Source organism: Bradyrhizobium sp. TM102 (assembly GCF_009176685.1).
GTDB lineage: Bacteria > Pseudomonadota > Alphaproteobacteria > Rhizobiales > Xanthobacteraceae > Bradyrhizobium > Bradyrhizobium ottawaense.
In genome coordinates, this window is the sequence record NZ_AP021855.1 from 5,117,475 (window position 1) to 5,134,621 (window position 17,147).

Annotated in this window: 15 protein-coding genes; 7 read left to right on the top strand and 8 right to left on the bottom strand. The window is 63.3% G+C overall.

Annotated elements, in window-relative coordinates; all coding sequences use genetic code 11:
* The first annotated feature begins 252 nt into the window (after nucleotides 1-252).
* From lipA to GDN70_RS35160, 7 genes are all read left to right on the top strand, one after another.
* Entirely contained in the window at nucleotides 253-1,221 is a 969-nt protein-coding gene (gene lipA, locus GDN70_RS24610; protein ID WP_038971018.1) for a lipoyl synthase, read from the top strand.
* 870 nt (nucleotides 1,222-2,091) lie between these two features.
* A complete protein-coding gene (locus GDN70_RS24615; protein WP_028145344.1) occupies nucleotides 2,092-2,916 on the top strand; it encodes a metallophosphoesterase in 825 nt (274 codons plus the stop codon).
* 6 nt (nucleotides 2,917-2,922) lie between these two features.
* A complete protein-coding gene (locus GDN70_RS24620; protein ID WP_028145345.1) occupies nucleotides 2,923-4,089 on the top strand; it encodes an ABC transporter ATP-binding protein in 1,167 nt (388 codons plus the stop codon).
* Nucleotides 4,086-5,015, top strand: a complete 930-nt coding sequence (locus tag GDN70_RS24625; RefSeq protein WP_028145346.1) for a carbohydrate ABC transporter permease — start codon at nucleotides 4,086-4,088, stop codon at nucleotides 5,013-5,015. Before GDN70_RS24620 ends, GDN70_RS24625 begins: the two co-directional genes overlap by 4 nt.
* Before the next feature lie 50 nt (nucleotides 5,016-5,065).
* Nucleotides 5,066-5,890 carry a carbohydrate ABC transporter permease gene (locus GDN70_RS24630; protein ID WP_028145347.1) on the top strand — a complete coding sequence of 275 codons (825 nt, stop codon included), beginning with the start codon at nucleotides 5,066-5,068 and terminating at the stop codon, nucleotides 5,888-5,890.
* A 28-nt stretch (nucleotides 5,891-5,918) separates the two neighbouring features.
* Nucleotides 5,919-7,223: an ABC transporter substrate-binding protein gene (locus GDN70_RS24635; RefSeq protein ID WP_095425760.1), complete on the top strand. Its 1,305-nt coding sequence runs from the start codon at nucleotides 5,919-5,921 to the stop codon at nucleotides 7,221-7,223.
* A 70-nt stretch (nucleotides 7,224-7,293) separates the two neighbouring features.
* The gene (locus GDN70_RS35160) at nucleotides 7,294-8,913 is read left to right on the top strand and encodes an inositol monophosphatase family protein (RefSeq protein WP_173015859.1); all 1,620 of its coding nucleotides are present in this window, start codon (nucleotides 7,294-7,296) and stop codon (nucleotides 8,911-8,913) included.
* Nucleotides 8,914-8,920: 7 nt separating this feature from the next.
* Here GDN70_RS35160 and GDN70_RS24645 read toward each other — a convergent pair whose 3' ends face one another.
* The 8 genes from GDN70_RS24645 to GDN70_RS24680 form a co-directional block, all read right to left on the bottom strand.
* Nucleotides 8,921-9,298: an NUDIX hydrolase gene (locus GDN70_RS24645; RefSeq protein WP_152103140.1), complete on the bottom strand. Its 378-nt coding sequence runs from the start codon at nucleotides 9,296-9,298 to the stop codon at nucleotides 8,921-8,923.
* A gap of 41 nt (nucleotides 9,299-9,339) precedes the next feature.
* Entirely contained in the window at nucleotides 9,340-10,359 is a 1,020-nt protein-coding gene (locus GDN70_RS24650) for a zinc-binding dehydrogenase (RefSeq protein WP_152103141.1), read from the bottom strand.
* A gap of 150 nt (nucleotides 10,360-10,509) precedes the next feature.
* On the bottom strand, nucleotides 10,510-11,457 hold the full coding sequence (locus tag GDN70_RS24655) for a sugar-binding transcriptional regulator (RefSeq protein ID WP_197742265.1): 948 nt from the start codon (nucleotides 11,455-11,457) through the stop codon (nucleotides 10,510-10,512).
* Nucleotides 11,458-11,554: 97 nt separating this feature from the next.
* Nucleotides 11,555-13,084, bottom strand: coding sequence for an alkaline phosphatase (locus tag GDN70_RS24660; RefSeq protein WP_152103142.1), 1,530 nt, complete (start codon nucleotides 13,082-13,084; stop codon nucleotides 11,555-11,557).
* Complete coding sequence (locus GDN70_RS24665; protein ID WP_028145353.1) at nucleotides 13,081-13,842, bottom strand: glycerophosphodiester phosphodiesterase family protein; 762 nt, start codon at nucleotides 13,840-13,842, stop codon at nucleotides 13,081-13,083. The genes GDN70_RS24660 and GDN70_RS24665 overlap by 4 nt, the downstream gene beginning before the upstream one ends.
* Before the next feature lie 9 nt (nucleotides 13,843-13,851).
* Nucleotides 13,852-14,772, bottom strand: coding sequence for an ABC transporter permease subunit (locus GDN70_RS24670; RefSeq protein WP_152103143.1), 921 nt, complete (start codon nucleotides 14,770-14,772; stop codon nucleotides 13,852-13,854).
* Between the two features lie 4 nt (nucleotides 14,773-14,776).
* Nucleotides 14,777-15,814: an ABC transporter permease subunit gene (locus GDN70_RS24675; RefSeq protein ID WP_152103144.1), complete on the bottom strand. Its 1,038-nt coding sequence runs from the start codon at nucleotides 15,812-15,814 to the stop codon at nucleotides 14,777-14,779.
* On the bottom strand, nucleotides 15,811-17,142 hold the full coding sequence (locus GDN70_RS24680; RefSeq protein WP_063615352.1) for an extracellular solute-binding protein: 1,332 nt from the start codon (nucleotides 17,140-17,142) through the stop codon (nucleotides 15,811-15,813). The genes GDN70_RS24675 and GDN70_RS24680 overlap by 4 nt, the downstream gene beginning before the upstream one ends.
* Nucleotides 17,143-17,147 lie beyond the last annotated feature (5 nt).

The following is a 17,147-nucleotide window of genomic DNA, read 5'->3' on the forward strand; positions in this document are numbered from 1 at the left end:
CGCAATGCCGGTAACCGGCCTTGCACGTCGGGAACGAAAGCGCCCGCGCAAGGCAGCGCGCCCGGTCACCGCGTGAATCAACGCGGGACCACAAATCATGTTGACGTGCTTCACCGCGATAGCTGAATGTCGGCGACCGCGCGCGGGACGGCGTTGTTGTCACGCCACGGCTCGCGCAAGACGGAACGTGTCGCACAATCTGAGCGGAGCCGCCGCCATGTTCGGCTCTCGCACATCGCAAGGGGTGGGCGCATGACGGTGCTACTTGATTTCCTCAACGACGATCCGCGAACGAAGCTGCGGACCGATCGGCCGCGCCATCCCGAAAAGGTCAACCGCCCGGACACGCCGCTACAAAAAAAGCCCGCATGGATCCGCGTGAAAGCCCCCGGCTCCGCCCAATGGACCGAGACGCGACGTATCGTGCGCGAAAACAAGCTCGTGACCGTCTGCGAGGAAGCCGGCTGTCCCAACATCGGCGAGTGCTGGGCGAAGAAGCACGCGACCTTCATGATTATGGGTGACACCTGCACGCGCGCCTGCGCGTTCTGCAACGTGCGCACCGGCCTGCCCGACCCACTCGATGCCGACGAGCCCGGCAAGGTCGCCGACGCCGTCGCCAAGCTTGGGCTCGAGCATGTGGTCGTGACCTCGGTCGATCGCGACGACCTCGCCGACGGCGGGGCCGCCCATTTCGCAGCCACAATTGCGGCGATCCGCGCAATGAGCCCGGCGACCTCAATTGAAATCCTCACGCCTGATTTCCTGCGCAAGCACGGCGCACTCGAGACGATCGTTGCCGCAAGGCCAGACGTGCTCAATCACAATCTGGAAACGGTGCCGTCAAAATATCTCGCGGTGCGTCCAGGTGCGCGCTATTTCCATTCGGTCCGACTCCTGCAACGCGTGAAGGAGCTCGACCCGCGCATCTTCACCAAATCGGGAATCATGGTCGGCCTCGGCGAGGACCGCAGCGAGGTGCTGCAGTTGATGGACGATCTGCGTTCCGCCGACGTCGATTTCCTGACCATCGGCCAGTATCTCCAGCCGACGCGCAAGCACCATGCCGTGATGCGCTTCGTGCCCCCTGATGAATTCGAGGCCTATCGGAAGACCGCCTATGCCAAGGGATTCCTCATGGTCTCGGCCACGCCACTGACGCGATCCTCACACCACGCCGGTGACGACTTCCGCAAGCTGCGCGAGCGCCGAAGCATTTAGCTATCTATGCGGCTCGATCGCGCTTCTCCACAAACCAACACCTAGCGCAAACCGACGCTCAGATTCACAGCCGTAGCTCAGGCTGAGCGGATTGGCAGGCAATATACGCTCGTCGTGCTCTCAAACGGATGGAGTCCGTTGGCGCTCTCGAGATTTTCTTTGATCTCCCGGTGCACACGTCGTGCACACGTCGCTTCCTAACCGATTGAAGAACTAGAACTCTCGCTCCAATCCATCATCGGGGCCATGGAAAATTTCCGATCTAACCCGTTAATTTTACTGAGATATTCCGCCTCTGCCCGACCCTTGATGTGATTGGAACGAAGAAATCTGGTGTGACGAGGCTTCCGCAACCTGGCTCTTCTAGAACCACATATGCACGAATTGGAAGTGGAAATCGCGTCTTCGGAGTCCCGGTGAACGCGTCACGCAAACGCTCAGCGAGAGGGCACACGCCACTCATAGGACACGCATCAAAGGCCCTCGAGCACTCAGCTTGGAGATATCGGCTTCGATCATGTCGGTCGGTCATGTGAATCCAGGTTGCGCAGACGCTGCGCCATTCAATCGCGACCGCGCAGACCGAAGTTTCCGTCCCTGGTCAGACGACACACCCGGTTGCTCACATCCGCGCATGATCCGCTTGTCTTGTGTGAATTACATTTGTCACAATGACAGATCATATGTATAGTTGATTGAGATGACACAAGCGGCTTAAGCGGCATCGTCAGCCAGGGAGGGCGCCGGAAGCTTCAGATCTCACGACTACAATGACCACTCCGCGCGGCGCGGGGCAGCGCATTCGATTCGAGCGACAGACCGCTGCGCGCCCAACGCACGGCATGACACGCGACCCAAAGCAGAGGCGTCATGGTCCGAGTTATTCAGATTTCCGATACGCATCTCAGCCCGAGCAAGCAGCACTTCGACGCGAACTGGGCGCCACTTGCCCGTTGGATCGCGCAGCATAAGCCAGATCTCGTCATACATACCGGCGACGTGACGGTCGATGCAGCCGATCAGGAAACCGACGCAGCATATTGCGCGACCCAACTGGCCTCGCTCGGCGTCCCTGTCGTGGCGGTTCCGGGAAATCATGACGTCGGCGAGGTCGGCAATCCGCATCAGCCGGTAAATGGCGAGCGGCTCGATCGCTTTCGCCGCCACTTCGGCGACGACCGCTGGCTACGCGATGTGGACGGTTGGCGCCTGATCGGCCTCAATTCGATGATCTTCGGCGGCGGCCCCGAAGAGGCGCAGCAGACCGAATGGCTCGAGGCCGCGATGGCCGATGCTGCGGGGCGTCGCCTTGCCTGGTTCACCCACCGGCCGCTGTTCATCGAATTACCGACCGAGGCCGACACCGGTTACTGGTCGGTCAAGCCGGAGCCGCGCCGCGCCCTTCTCGATCTGCTGCAACGCTACCAGGTGGAGATCGTGGCCAGTGGACATCTGCATCGCTGGCACGAAATCCGGCTGAACGGCACGCACTACATTTGGGGGCCGGCGGCCGGCTTTCTGGTCGGTGAGAAACTGGCGCCGCCGATGGGCGGCGCTGCACGGCTTGGGGCGGTGGTCTACGACATCGACGGCGAAAATATCGACGTGAGCATTCGTCCGGTGCCCGGCCTCACCGATTACTGGATCGACGACGTCGTGCACGAAGTCTATCCACCGCGCGATGCTGAGGCGTGATCTGCGATGGCCGGCCTCACATTGCGCGGCATCCATAAGGCTTTCGGCGACACGGCCGTCCTCAACGACATCGACCTCGATATTGCGGACGGCGAGTTTCTGACGCTGGTCGGCCCCTCCGGCTGCGGCAAGTCGACGCTCCTGCGCATCATCGCCGGGCTCGAATCGCAGGACCGCGGCTCGGTCTCGATCGGCGGGACTTCGGTCGACCATTTGCGGCCTCACGAGCGCAGAATCGCCATGGTGTTCCAGAATTACGCGCTCTATCCCCACATGTCGGTGTTCGACAACATCGCGCTGCCCCTCACCATGACGCGCCTCAACCTGTTCGAGCGCCTGCCCTTGATGCGTCAACTGTCGCCTCGCCGCAGGCGCGTCATGGACGGGATCGCGCGTGAGGTGCGGGCCGTCGCGGAGCAGCTTCGCATCGAATCCTTCTTTCACCGCCGCCCCGGACAGCTTTCGGGCGGGCAACGGCAGCGCGTCGCGCTCGGCCGCGCAATGGTGCGTCATCCGCAGGCTTTCCTGATGGACGAGCCATTGTCGAACCTCGACGCCAAGCTGCGTGTGCACATGCGTGGCGAGCTGACCGAGCTGCACGCGCGTCTCGGCGCCACGATGATCTACGTGACACACGACCAGATCGAAGCGATGACGATGTCCGATCGCCTTGCCGTGATGGATCACGGCAACATACTCCAGCTCGGCACCCCCGCCGAGGTCTACGAACGGCCCGCCACGACTGCGGTCGCGCAGTTCATTGGCAGTCCGGCGATCAATCTATTTCCGGCCCATGTGGGCCCCGGCGGCCAGGTCGAGCTGCTCGGCCGGACGCTGCCGATCGATGTCCGCAACGCGCCGACGCCGGAACTGACGGTCGGCGTGCGTCCGGAAGCAATGCGGATCGGAGGCGGACCGTGCGCCGTCACGTGCAGGTTCCGGCGCCGCGAAAATCTCGGCTCGGAAAGCATCCTTCAATTCGATCTCGCGGCCTCCCCGGAAGTGGCGGTGCTCTGCCGGGTCGACAACAGCATCCCCATCCCCGAGGGCGAAGTCCCGCTGGCCTTCGAGCCACGGGATTGCCACGTCTTCGACAACAACGGCCGCCGCCTCGAGGTGGAAAGCCGCAATGCAGCCGGCCGCGATGTGCGCCGCGCGAGCGAGGCCCGATGACCACGGTCGCTGCTCAAGTCACTCCGCTCGACGCGGCGCCGCCAGCCGGCCGCCAGCGATGGGTCGAGCGGTTCGCGGGCTTGGGCTTTGCCGCGCCGGCCTTCATCCTGCTGGTCCTGACGAATCTGGCGCCGCTGGCTGCTCTCGCCTTCCTGAGCTTCACCAACTACGAGCTGGGTGCGCTCGACTTCTCGTTCGTCGGTTTCAAGAACTTCGGCGCGGCGCTACAGGATCCCGTGATTCGACGCTCGGTTACCAATACCCTGCTCTACGTGGCGATTGTCGTGCCCGGCGGCGTCCTGATCTCGCTGCTGGTCGCAATCCTGATCCACCAGCGCAAGCGCACGCGCAGCCTCTATGAGGTTATCTATTTTCTCCCCGTCACCTCGACGCTCATCGCAATGGCCACGATGTGGCAGTTCCTGCTGCACCCGACCCTGGGGCTCATCAATCAGGCGCTCAAGGGACTGGGGTTCGCGGAGACAGCTTTCCTGAGCGAGCCGCGCCTCGTCATCCCGACGCTCGCCGCGATCGGCATCTGGCAGCTCGTCGGCTTCAACATGGTGCTGTTTCTCGCCGGCCTCTCGGCTATTCCCCGCGATCTCTACGAAGCCGTCGATATCGATGGCGCGAGCCACCCCATTGACCGCTTCCTGAAAGTGACGTGGCCGATGCTCGGTCCGACGACGATGTTCGTGACCGTGACGACCTTCATCACCGCCTTCAAGATCTTCGACACGGTTGCGGTGATGACGCGTGGAGGCCCCGGAGGCGCATCCGAGGTGCTGCTGTATGCCATCTATCTGGAGGGGTTTCAGTACTTCCACATGAGCTATGCGGCGACGCTCACGCTGGTCTTCCTGGCGTTCACCCTCGTGTTCTCGGTGCTGCAGACCTTCATCCTCGACCGACGGGTGCACTATTGATGCGCACATCGGCCACGATCACTCGCCCGCCGACGCCGGTGGCGATCCGGATGCGGCGCCTCGTGTCGCTTGCGCTCGTCCATGCGGTGCTGATCGGCGGCGCCGTCTTCATGCTGCTGCCGTTCGTTTTCATGCTGACGAGCGCGATCAAGCCGCCGGGCGAGATCTTCGAGGCGACGTTCCGGCTCTGGCCGCGCCAGTTCTACGGATGGCAGAATTTCGAATCTGCCCTGAGCACCGCGCCACTGCTGCGTTTTCTGCTCAACGGACTCATCGTCTGCGGCGGAATCCTCGTCGTCCAGCTGCTGGTCGCAATTCCCTGCGCCTATGCGCTCGCCAAGCTGAAGTTTCCGGGACGGCCGATCCTGTTTTCGCTGGTCCTGCTCGGACTCTGCATTCCGGTCCAGGCGCCCTCGCTCCCGCTCTACATCGCGTTCGCCGAACTCGGCATCCTCAACACCTACCTCTCGATGATGATGCCCTTCTTCCTGTCGGTGTTCGCGATTTTCCTGTTCCGCCAGTTCTTCAAGTCCTATCCGGATGAGATCATCCAGGCCGCGCGGCTCGACGGCGTCGGTGAGTTCGAAATCGTGTGGCGCATCGTCGTGCCGAGCGCATGGCCGGCGATCGCGGCGTTTTCGATCTTCTCTGTCGTGGCGCACTGGAACGACCTGTATTGGCCGCTCATCGTCGTCTCCGACACCAAGCTCGCGACGCCGCCGCTCGGCATGATGTATTTCGCCGATTCCGAGTTGGGCTCGAATTACGGGGCGCTCGCCGCCGGCGCCACCATCATCACGGCGCCGCTGGTCATCGCGTTCCTGATCGCGCGGCGGCATTTCCTTGCCGGCATCACGATGACCGGAATCAAATGACTTCAACAACCGCTAGGGAGACACCGTCATGCTGCATCGCCGAGACCTCCTGAAAAGCGCCGCGGCCGTTGGGACGACCGCGCTTTCAAGCCCGCTCCTGACGCGATCGGCCCACGCGCAGGACGTTACGCTGGATGTCCTTTATGCCTTTCCTGCCTTCGCGAAATTCCATGAGCCGATCGCCCAGGAGTTCACGAAGCGGCAGTCGGGCATCAAGATCCAGTTCCGGGCACCGGCGGCGAGCTATGACGAAGGTCATCAGACTATGCTGCGGCAGGCCGTCACCAACCAGCTGCCCGACGTCTACTATTCGGGTTATCACCTCCTCGCCGAGCTCGTGCGCACGCTGGTGAAACGCAACCAGATCACCGAGGTCGCCTCGCTGCTGCAGAAGGAGGACGCCGCCTGGCGCAAGGCCAACTATTCCGACGGAATCCTGGCCCTCGGGGCGGTCGACGGCAAGATCTACGGCCTCGCATTCAATGCGTCGCTGCCGGTCATCTATTTCAACACGCAGCTCGTGAAGGAGGCGGGCGGCGATCCGGACAGGATGCCCGACAACTGGACGGACATGATCGCGCTCGCCGTCAACATCAAGAGCAAGGGACCCGATGTCGCCGGCATAGCCTATAACATCCATGACTGGCCCGACGACTGGCTGTTCCGTTCCCTGATCCTGCAAGGTGGCGGGCAGATGCTCGACGCGTCGGAAACCACTGCCGGTTTCGGCAAGGATGCCGGGCTGAAGGCTCTGGTCCACTGCCGGCGGTTCGTGGCCGATGCCAAGATGCCGCTGATCGATTGGGACTCCTCGCGCCAGCAGTTCATCGCCGGGAAAATCGGCATCTTCGCCGACACGCCGGCCCGGTTGCGCCAGGTCACGGATCTGATCGGCGACAAGTTCACCTTGCGCACCTGCACATTCCCGATCGACGACAAGCAGAAAGGTGGGCTGCCCACCGGCGGCAACGCGGCAATCATCACGGCGAAAGATCCGGCGAAGCAGCGGGCCGCCTGGGAGTTCCTGAAATTCGTGAGCGGACCTGAAGCGCAGAAAATCGTGGTGGAGACTACGGGCTACATGCCGACCAATTTGCGCGCCTCGGGGCCCGACTTCCTGGCTCCGTTTTACGACAAGAACCCGAACTTCCGCACCGTGTCGCAGCAGATCGAGCGCGCGAAGCCATGGCAGGGCTATCCGGGCGGACAGTCCGTGAAGATCTGGCGCACGCAGCGCGAGATCATCCATGCCGTCATGCGCGGCGAGACGACTGCCGAGGCCGGGCTCGATCGCATGGTCAAGGAAAGCAACGCCTTGATGAAGAGTTCGTAAGCAACGGACAGCCGGCCACAGCAGGTGACCAAGCGCTGTTAAAGGCCCTTCTCCCCGGAACAGGACTCCCGTGTTCATCATTGCCCAGCTGAGCGATTTCCACGTGCGTCCGCATGGCAGGAAAGCTTACGGCGACATCGATACCAACGCGATGTTTCACGACGCGATCGACGCCGTGCTGAACCTCGGTCCGCAACCCGACTGCGTCGTGGTCAGCGGCGATCTGACCGACTGCGGGCTCGAGGAGGAATACGAGATTGTCGCCGCCGGCCTGGCAAGGCTGCCGATGCCGGTATTCGTCATTCCCGGCAACCACGACCGGCGCGAGCAGTTCATACGGTCGCTGCGACCACGCCACCGCTATCTTCCGTCCGACGGCTTCATCAACTTTGTCGTGGATGAATTCCCGGTCCGGCTGATTTTCCTCGACAGCGTCGAGGTCGGACAGATCCACGGGACCTTCTGCGCGGCGCGGCAACAATGGCTGCGCGAAGTGCTCGCGGAAGGCCCCAGCAAGCCGACGGTCATTATCATTCATCATCCGCCGTTCCTCGTCGGAGCCGACGGAATGGACGAGCTGGGTATCAGCGACGCTACAGCGCTCAACGCAATCATCAAGGACCATCCGGACACCGAACGTGTGCTGTGCGGTCACTATCACCGCTCGATCACGGTGCGCTACGCGGGGACCGTGGGCTATGTGGCGCCGAGCACGGCGCACCAGGTCGCGCTCGACCTGCGGCCAGGTCGCGGTAACCGCTTCATCAAGGAGCCGCCGGGATTTGCCTTGCACTGTTGGCGGCCGGACATGGGCATCAGCAGCCATCTCGTCCCGATCGGAGACTTTGGTCGTCCGTTCGACATCGCGCCCGATCGGGACGATCCGGGAACCGAGGAGCGCAAGAGCCTTCCGACGCTGCTATGGCGCGCAGAGGCCGTCGTTGCTGAGGCTGCAGCCAGGCTGGTCGCGATGCAATCCACGCCGCTACGCACAGAGCGCAAGGACGGGCTCGATATCGTCACCGAGGCGGATCTTGCCTCCGAGGCGATCGTCGTCGCGGGCTTGAAGGCGCTGACGCCGGATGCCGGCATCCTGGCCGAGGAGAGCGGCGCGAGCCAAGGGGACAATGCGGCGCGCTGGATCATCGATCCGCTCGACGGCACGATCAACTACGCGCAGGGACTGCCGTGGTTTTCCGTGACGGTCGCCTACGAGGTCGACGGTGAGACGAAACTTGGCCTGATCAACGCTCCCAAGATCGGACTGACTGCGCGCTATCTCGCGGGGGCAGGCGCAACGATCGATGGCGTGCCCGCCCGCGTCTCCACGACGCGTTCGCTGTCAGATGCGGTCGTCTCGGTGATTCTGACCTCGCATTTCTCGCCCGACGAAGTCCAGCGGACGACGCGTGTAATCGAACTGCTCGGCAAAGTGGCGCGCGGCGTGCGTATCGTCGTCTCGGGCGCCTTCGAGACGACGATGGTGGCCTCGGGTCGCCTGGACGGCTTTGTCTCATTGAAAGCCGACATCGTTTCGCACGCTGCCGCGTTGCCGATGGTGTGGGCCGGCGGCGGGAAGGTCACGACACTGACGGGGCGTCCGTGCAGCAACGACGATCTCGACAAGATCGCCTCCAACGGATTGATCCATGAGGAACTGCTGACTCTCCTGCGCCAGGCGCTGCGATGACGGAGTTTTATCTCGGAAACAGCTTATCGCGGATGTAGCGCGACGTCTGGGTCAGTCTGGCGCCGCGCGGCTTGCGCCAAACCGCTCGATCGATCTCCTTCTTGTCGCCGACCTTCAGGCGCCCCGACACCTTCTTGGCCAGGAAGATCGCATCACTCATCCGCCGGCCGGTTCGGCTCTTTCTCGCTTTCACTTCCTTCCATAGTTTCAACGGCCCGAGCTTCAGCTTGGGAAGCTCCTCCTTGATCTCGCGACGAAGGCATCTCCTGTCGCTCTCGCCTGCTCGCCTTCGGCCGCCGGGAAACATCCAGAGCCCGTCGCGCCTGCGTCTGACCATCAGGACGCGTCCCTTTCTTGCGACGACCAGCTTCGACGATTTCGCCATTGGCACCAGTCCTGCCGAGCACTTGCGAGAGAGCGCTCAATCTACGGGCAGATGATCGCCTTGATGATGCCGTCGCGCCGCGCGACCTGCTGCTCGAACGCGGCAGGCGTCTGGTCGAGCGAGAAACGATGCGTGGCCAGCGGCGCCAGCTTGACCTGCCCGCCTTGCGCAAGCGCGATGGCGCGCGGATAAACTTCCGGCATGCGCCGTGAAAACTTGATCGACAGGCCCTTTCGACGCGACTCCGCGCCGCTGAGGACGTACTGATTATTCTCCGGGATGCCGACGAGGACGACTCGGCCACCGATGCGGGCGCAGCGGGCCGCATGCTCGAAGCCGTGCGATGAGTCGGTTGCCTCGATCACCAGATCGACGCCGCGGCCTTCGGTGGCGTCCCCGACCTCGGCGTAGCTGCGGCACGCCACGTCCGCCCCGAGATCACAGGCCAGTGCAGTACGCTGCTCGACGGGGTCGATCGCGATGATCTTTCCGCTACCTGCAAGCCGCGCCAGTTGCACGAGCAGCAATCCCACCGGCCCGCAGCCGAGCACCGCCACGCTTTCCAGAAGCCGCGGGCGCGCCAGATCCATCGCATGGATCGCGACGCCAAGCGTCTCCAGGATCGCCGCGCCGGCCGGGTCGATGCTGGCAGGCACCAGATGCACGGCGGATCGGGGCACACAGACGAATTCGGCCATGGCGCCGTTGTGAGGCGCGTAGCCCAGGAATTTCACGTTGGGGCAGAGATTGGTGTGACCGCGGTGACACCATTCGCAACGGCCGCAGGGAATGGAAGGATCGACCGCCACCAACGCGTCGGCCGAGAACCCCGCTTTTCGCGCCGAGTCCGGCGTGAGGACACCCGAGAACTCATGGCCCAGGACGAACGGCCTGACTTGGGTCGGGCCAGTTGTTCCGCCCTCGAGATAGGAATGCAAATCGCTGCCGCAAACGCCGACAGCCTTGACGCGGATGATGAGTTCGTCCTCCGCGAGCGGCTTCGGCTCGGGGATATCGAGGACGCGGATGTCACGAATGTCCTGGAGCACCGCAGCGCGCATGTCGACGCCATCCTTCTGAGCAGTTGTCTCCCTCATATTACATATGTAATCCTTAAGTGACAAATGCTTTTGCACACCGTTCGGCGCGCACGGGGGCCTCGCGCCCTCGGTGCCGAAGGCGTGGATCCCCTCTTCGTTGTGAGAAAGCGGTTATTTCTGCTTGTCGATCAGTTTCAGCGCGGCGACGGCGGTGTTCTCGTCCGTCACCAGCACCTTGCCGATCCGCCCGCGCAGCACCGCGGCGATGATCGGCGCCTTGTTGAGCCCCCCGGCGATCAGCATCGACGTCGGCACCCGCGCCAGCTTCTCGAGCGGCAGCGCAATGGCGCGGCTGTTGATGCCGTGATCTATGGGCCGGCCGGTCTTGTCGAGAAATTGCGCCAGGACGTCGCCGACGGCGCCTGCCGCCCGCAGGTGCTCGGCACGAACGTCCGGCGGCAGCCCATGCCGCATCAGCAGCGAGCGCGGCGTCAGATCTCCCATGCTCAACAGCGCTAGATCGATCTTCTCAACGCTGTTCAGCACCTCCTGATAGACCTCCTGGGCCAGGAAGGTGTCGCGCGAGCGCCGGCTGCTGACAAAGATCGGGGCGGCCAGATAGCTGCACTGGGCGTGCAGCCGGTGCGCGAGCTCACCCGCGATCTCGAAGGTGTTGAGCTCGAGTCCACGCGACAGGCCCCCCATCATGGAGACGATGGAGAGCTCGGGATAGTCCGCCGGCGTGACGTAACGGATGGTCTCACGCAAGGTCGCGCCCCATCCGATACCGATGATGCGCGGCCGCTTCTGTTCGAGGAATTTCGATAAATACGCGCCCGCCGCCATCCCGATCAGGCTGCCGACCTGCTCGGGATTCTCCGGGCTCGGGATGACGACCGCGTCCTCCAGACCGCATTCCCGGCGCAGGCGGTGCTCCAGCTCCGTGCAGCTCGCAAAGGCGGAGTTGAGGCGGATGTTGACGATACCGGTCTGCCGGGCATCCGACAGCATGCGATTGACGCGGGCGCGGGTCAGCCCCAGCCGCTCGCCGATCTCGGCCTGGGTCAGGTTCTCCATGTAGTAGAGCCAAGCGACCCGCAGGATGGTTTGATCAGTCACGGCGCAGCCCCCCGCAGCGGCCCCAAGGCACAGTCAGACGTCGGAGCATTTGAGGCGATCTTTCGTTGGTCGTCAAATCTCTGCGATGCGGATTTCGTCATGCGGCCTTCGCGCCCGGCACGCCATCCTCGACCACAAAGCTCGTCAGCCGGCGCACCGCGCTCGCGGCATCCTTGACGTCGTCGAGCGCCTCGAATCCCACAGTGCAATGCCGGGCGTCGAGCTCCACGGTCGCATAGCCGCGCTTGTCGCCTCGCGCGTAGACCAGATGCGGATTCTCCGCCAGCGCCTTGCGCACGCTGGCTTCGCTCGGACCGTCTGAGGTGATCGACGTGCCGACGAACTCGGTCGCAATGGTCGGTCGATCTGGCCGGGCGAAATCATGCTTCAGATCGGCGGCAAAGAAGGCGTGACGGTCGCCGCCGATCACGATCGGATTGCGTCGGCGTTGCGCCACGAGCGAATCGAGGAGACGGCGGCGGGCGTTGGGATAGCCGTCCCAGCCGTCCATCCAGAAGTGAGCACCATCGTCCCCTTCCCGCTTGTCCTGCGCCATCAATGTCTGCTGCGCGACGATCGTCCAACGGCCGCGACAGTCGCGCAGGCGGGCATCGAGCCACTGTTCCTGTTGTTCGCCGAGCATTGTCCGCGTTTCATCCGTCCGGCTCGCACAGTCAGCCACCCAGGTCGGACGCCCGCTTCCGACGCAGGCCGATGCCGAGCGATATTGCCGGTCGTCGAGCAGCAGCACGTCGAGCATCTCGCCGAAGCGATAGTGTTCATAGATCGTGGCGTCGGCGCCGCGCGGGCGCGCCGAGGGAGGCAGCGGCATGTGCTCGTAATAGGCCTGATAGGCTGCCGCACGGATCTTGAGGAACTGAGCAGCATCGCGCGCCGTATAGGAGCGATCATTGGCATAATCGTCCATCACCTCGTGGTCGTCCCAGACCGAAAGCCAGGGAAAGGCAGCGTGCGCGGCTTGCAGGTCGGGATCGCTCTTGTAGAGCGCGTAGCGGTTGCGGAATTCCTCGAGCGTCGTCGGAATTCCGACGCCATGCTGGCGGACGTGGCGCGATCCCCAGGATTTCTCGTAGATATAGTCGCCCAGATGTACGACGAGGTCGAGATCACGCGCGGCCATGTCGCGGTAGGCGGTAAAATAGCCTTGCTCGTATTGCTGGCAGGATGCGAAAGCAAAACGTAAAGGCCGCGCCGCCCTGGCGGGCGCGGTTCGGGTGCGTCCGACCGGGCTGAGCGCCGGGCCGGCGCGGAAGCGATACAGGTAGACGCGGTCCGGCAGCAGCCCCGTCGCCTCGGCATGCACGGAATGCGCAAGCTCCGCGGTCGTCCGCACGACGCCGCGGGAGGCGATGCGCGAGAAGGCCTCGTCCTCCGCAACCTGCCATTCGACGTCCACTGCCGCGTCCCGCATGCCGCCGCCCTCGAGCGGCTGCGGAGCAAGGCGGGTCCACAGGATGACGCGATCCTCCCGCGGGCATCCGGACGCAACACCGAGCGTGAACGGATCCGCGCTGAACGAAACCGGCGCTCCCCGCACGAACCCGGCGGGTGCAGCCAAGGCGGCGCTCGCCAGCGATCCCACGAGAAAGCGGCGGCGGGGAATCATGGGCGCGCCGGCATCGTTTCGAGCCTGCGGCGAATGCTCACGGCGATATCCGGCCGATCGGTCGTGATCTGCCGCACCGGTTGCGAGAGCCAATAGGCGATATCCTCCGGCTCGTTAGTCACCCATGCGCCAAGGCGCTCGGATCCGAGCACCTTGAGGGCGAGCGGCAACGCGAGCCCCAGGAGTGATTTTTCGACCGCGACAATGCAGCCGGGAATGGCGGCCAATCGCGTCAGCGCAGGCTCAATTCCGCCCATCATCTCCGCCGAACGACGGTCGAGCGAAACGAGCACCCGCGCCTCCGGCCACAGCCGGAGCACGGTCTCGATCACGCCGGGCACGAAGCAGGTGATGATTGCACGCCGTTCCAGGCCCCGGCGCTTGATCTGGTCGATCAGCCTCGCTTCGAGGCCCGAATAGGAATTGCCAAGCGCATCCGTCTTGATCTCGATGTGGAGCTCAAGCGTGGTTTCGCTGAACACGTCGAGCACCTCGTCCAAGGTCGGAATGCACTCATCGCCCGCATCACGAAGACGCATTGCCGTCAAGCGTTGCAGGCTGCGCTCGCCCACCGGTCCGCTCTCGAATGTGGTGCGGTCGAGCAGCGGATCATGGATCACGACGACACCGCCATCCGTGCTCTGATGGACGTCGAACTCGACTGCGTCGACCCCTTCCCTGCACAGGTTGCGGAAGCCCGTCAGGCTGTTCTCTGGCCAAAGATTGCGTCCGCCGCGATGCCCGGCGATGAAAACCATGATCAGTCCCTATTTGCTGCTGTCGACAAGACCCTTGATGAACCAGCGTTGCAACAGCAGGACGACCAACACCGGCGGCAACATCGTGAGGAGCGCACCACTCATGGCGATGTTCCAGGCTGGCTCGCTGTCGGAGCGGGGAATCAGGCCCTTCAACGCAATGACCGCCGTTGCCATCTCCTTATCGGTCGTGAACAGCAAAGGCCAGAGATATTGATTCCAGCCGAACAGGAACAGGATGATGGCGAGCGCCACCATGTTCGGCACGGATAGCGGCAGCAGGATGCTCCAGAAGAAGTGCAGCGGCGAGGCGCCATCCAGCCTCGCCGCCTCGCACAGCTCCTCCGGGATCGTCAGGAAGAATTGGCGAAACAGGAACGTGGCGGTGGCCGAGGCGATCAGCGGAAGGATCAGCCCCGGATAGGTGTTGACCATGTTCCATTCGAGCGCGATCGCGACCTCGTGCCCGCTGATCCAGCGCCAGAGATCGGCGACACGCAGCGTATCCAAGAGCCATTGCAGCGGCAGCGCGGCATTTGCCACGGCTTCGAAGGTCGGCACGATCCGGACCTCGATCGGCAGCATCAGCGACATGAAGATCAGCCAGAATGCGAGCATTCGATAGCGGAATCGGAAGAAGGTGATGGCGAAGGCCGAGAGCAGCGATACCGCGATCTTGCCGGCCGTGATGCCGAGCGCCACGATAATCGAATTCGTGAAGGTGCGGCTGAAATTGCCCTTGCTCCAGGCCAGCTGCAGATTGTCGAAGAACTGGCCTCCCGGCAGCCATGGCAACGGCACCTTCTGCACCTCGGCCACCGTGAGCGAGCCGGCCACGAACGCGAAATACAGGGGTATGCAGACCGTCAGTGCGCCCGCGATCAGGATCGCGTGGCAGAGCATGTTAAGGACGGGTGAGCGTTCCACCATGCGGCTAGACCCCGTAATTGACCTTGCGGTCGAAGTAGCGGAATTGCAGCAGCGTGCAGATCAGCGCAAAGCTCATCAAGAGAACCGACTGTGCAGCCGAAGAGCCGAGATCGAGATTGACGAAGCCGTCGACGAAGACCTTGTAGACCAGAATGTTGGTTGCACCGGCCGGGCCGCCTTTGGTTACGGCATCGATGATGGCGAAGGTTTCGAAGAAGCCATAGATGAAATTCATCACCGTGAGGAAGAAGATGGTGGGCCCGAGCATCGGCAGCGCGATCGAGACGAAGCGGCGGATCGGTCCCGCGCCATCCACGGCGGCAGCCTCCATCAGCGACACCGGCACCGCGAGCAGCCCCACGACCAGAAAGATATAATCGTAGCAGATGTGCTTCCATGACGCGGCCAGTGTCACCAGGATCAGCGCATCGGTCGGATTGAGGTTGGGGTCCCATGCAATACCGAGCCCGTGCAGCACCTGCGCGAGCGGGCCGACCGCCGGATTGAACAGGAAGGCCCACAGGATGCCGGCGATCGCGGGCGCAATGGCATATGGCAGCAGGATGATCGTGCGATAGGCCGAACGGCCACGCACGATCCTGTCGGTGGCAAAGGCCAGCACGAGCGCGCTGCCCAATGTGAGCACGTTCTGCGCCACCGTGAACCAGAACGTCACCGCGATCGACTGGCGGTAGTCGCCGCTCGCAAGCAGCGTCTTGAAATTGTCGAACCACACGAACTGAACGTTGGTCCCGAACGGATCGCTGAGCAGAACGGACTGCATCAGCGCCCGCAGCGACGGAATGAAGAAGAAGAACAGCAGGATCAGCAATTGCGGCAGCAAGAGCAAAGTCGGCAGGCCCGGACTGTCGCCGAAATTGGCGCGCTTCAGTCCGGCCTCCTCACGCGGCCGCCTTCTGCCCGACCGACGCGAGCTGCCGGCGACTGCCGCCCGCACGGCCTTGAACCCACCACCCCCGCGCCTTCCCTGAAGCACGGGTGCGCGTGCCTCGCGCCATGGGATGGACAGGCGCAACGTCATGGACGCTCGGTTTCCGGAGTCTTCCCGGCATTCAGCTTTTCGAACTGCCGCAGGATCTCGTTACCCCGCTTGACTGCGTCATCCATGGCCTGCTGCGGCTGCTTCTGACCGGCGAACACCGCCTCGACCTCCTGGCGCTGGGCCAGCATCGTCTGCACGAAGTTGCCGAAGCGAAAGCCGCGGGAGTTCTCGTTCGGCGTGCCGCGCGAGAGCTGCAGCACCGCGATCTCCCTGGTCGGATGATCCTTGTAGTAGCCCCGCTCCCGCGCGACCGCATAGGCGCGATTGGTGGCGGGAACATAGCCGGTTGCGCCATGCCACCAGACCTGGGTTTCCGGCTGCGCGACGAAATCCAGAAAGGCTGCGACGGCCTCGTATCGCTCCGGCGTGTGGCCCTTCATGACCCAGATGGCCCCACCCCCGATCGTGCTGTTGAGAGGCGGATTGATGTCGCTCTCGTGCGGCAGGAAGGTGGCGCTCCAATTGATGGTCGCATTGCGCTCGATGTTGCCGTGCGAGGCGGTCGAATTGACGAAGGTCGAGCACCGCCCCGACGTGAACAATTGTTCCGGACTGAAGCCCTGACCCGCGATCTGCATCACGCCGTCATCGAGCCATTTCTTGAGCCGCGCGACTTGCGACACCACCTTCGTCTTGTTGTAGACGAACTCGGTGCCGAGCCCGTCGAAGCCGTTCGCTAGCGTACCGTAGGGCTGATTGTTGATGGCGCTGTAGTTCTCGAGCAGGCTCCAGTAGAAATCGCCTGGCAGGACCGTGCCGCACTCGCTGATCCCCTTGGACTTGATGGTGTAGAGCTGCTTCTCCAGCTCCTGCCAGGTGTCGGCCGGCTTGTCGAAGCCGGCCTTCTGGAAGTGATCCTTGTTGTACCAGAAGATCGGCGTCGACGAGTTGAAGGGCATCGCCGACATCCGGCCCTTGTAGCTCCAGAAGCTTGCGACGGGCTTGATGAAGTCCGAGAAGTCGATCTTGTAACCTTTCTGCTCCACCAAATCCTGCACGGGGACAATGGCCCCTGAAAGCAGCATCGTCATGTAACCGCGCTCGGCGATCTGCACCATCTCCGGCGGCCGCTTGGCGCGATAGGCGGCGATCACCCCGTTGGTCACCTCGTCATAGTTCCCCTTGGCGACCGCGACGATCGTGTACTTGTCCTGCGACTTGTTGAACTTCTCGACCAGCTCATTGAGCCGATCGCCGAGGACGCCACTCATGGCGTGCCACCACTGGACCTCGACCCGCGCCTGCGCCGGACCCACCAATGCCAACGCGCCGAACAAGGCCGCAATGAATGCGACTTTCCTACCCATGGGCA

What these genes read in the sequence shown, in the direction of transcription:
- GDN70_RS24675 (WP_152103144.1), bottom strand. Translation starts at nt 15,814, where the DNA reads ATGACGTTGCGCCTGTCCATCCCATGGCGCGAGGCACGCGCACCCGTG.
- GDN70_RS24650 (WP_152103141.1), bottom strand. Translation starts at nt 10,359, where the DNA reads ATGCGCGCTGCGGTGCTCCAGGACATTCGTGACATCCGCGTCCTCGAT.
- GDN70_RS24660 (WP_152103142.1), bottom strand. Translation starts at nt 13,084, where the DNA reads ATGATTCCCCGCCGCCGCTTTCTCGTGGGATCGCTGGCGAGCGCCGCC.
- lipA (WP_038971018.1), top strand. Translation starts at nt 253, where the DNA reads ATGACGGTGCTACTTGATTTCCTCAACGACGATCCGCGAACGAAGCTG.
- GDN70_RS24620 (WP_028145345.1), top strand. Translation starts at nt 2,923, where the DNA reads ATGGCCGGCCTCACATTGCGCGGCATCCATAAGGCTTTCGGCGACACG.
- GDN70_RS24670 (WP_152103143.1), bottom strand. Translation starts at nt 14,772, where the DNA reads ATGGTGGAACGCTCACCCGTCCTTAACATGCTCTGCCACGCGATCCTG.
- GDN70_RS24625 (WP_028145346.1), top strand. Translation starts at nt 4,086, where the DNA reads ATGACCACGGTCGCTGCTCAAGTCACTCCGCTCGACGCGGCGCCGCCA.
- GDN70_RS24645 (WP_152103140.1), bottom strand. Translation starts at nt 9,298, where the DNA reads ATGGCGAAATCGTCGAAGCTGGTCGTCGCAAGAAAGGGACGCGTCCTG.
- GDN70_RS24665 (WP_028145353.1), bottom strand. Translation starts at nt 13,842, where the DNA reads ATGGTTTTCATCGCCGGGCATCGCGGCGGACGCAATCTTTGGCCAGAG.
- GDN70_RS24680 (WP_063615352.1), bottom strand. Translation starts at nt 17,142, where the DNA reads ATGGGTAGGAAAGTCGCATTCATTGCGGCCTTGTTCGGCGCGTTGGCA.
- GDN70_RS24635 (WP_095425760.1), top strand. Translation starts at nt 5,919, where the DNA reads ATGCTGCATCGCCGAGACCTCCTGAAAAGCGCCGCGGCCGTTGGGACG.
- GDN70_RS24615 (WP_028145344.1), top strand. Translation starts at nt 2,092, where the DNA reads ATGGTCCGAGTTATTCAGATTTCCGATACGCATCTCAGCCCGAGCAAG.
- GDN70_RS24630 (WP_028145347.1), top strand. Translation starts at nt 5,066, where the DNA reads ATGCGGCGCCTCGTGTCGCTTGCGCTCGTCCATGCGGTGCTGATCGGC.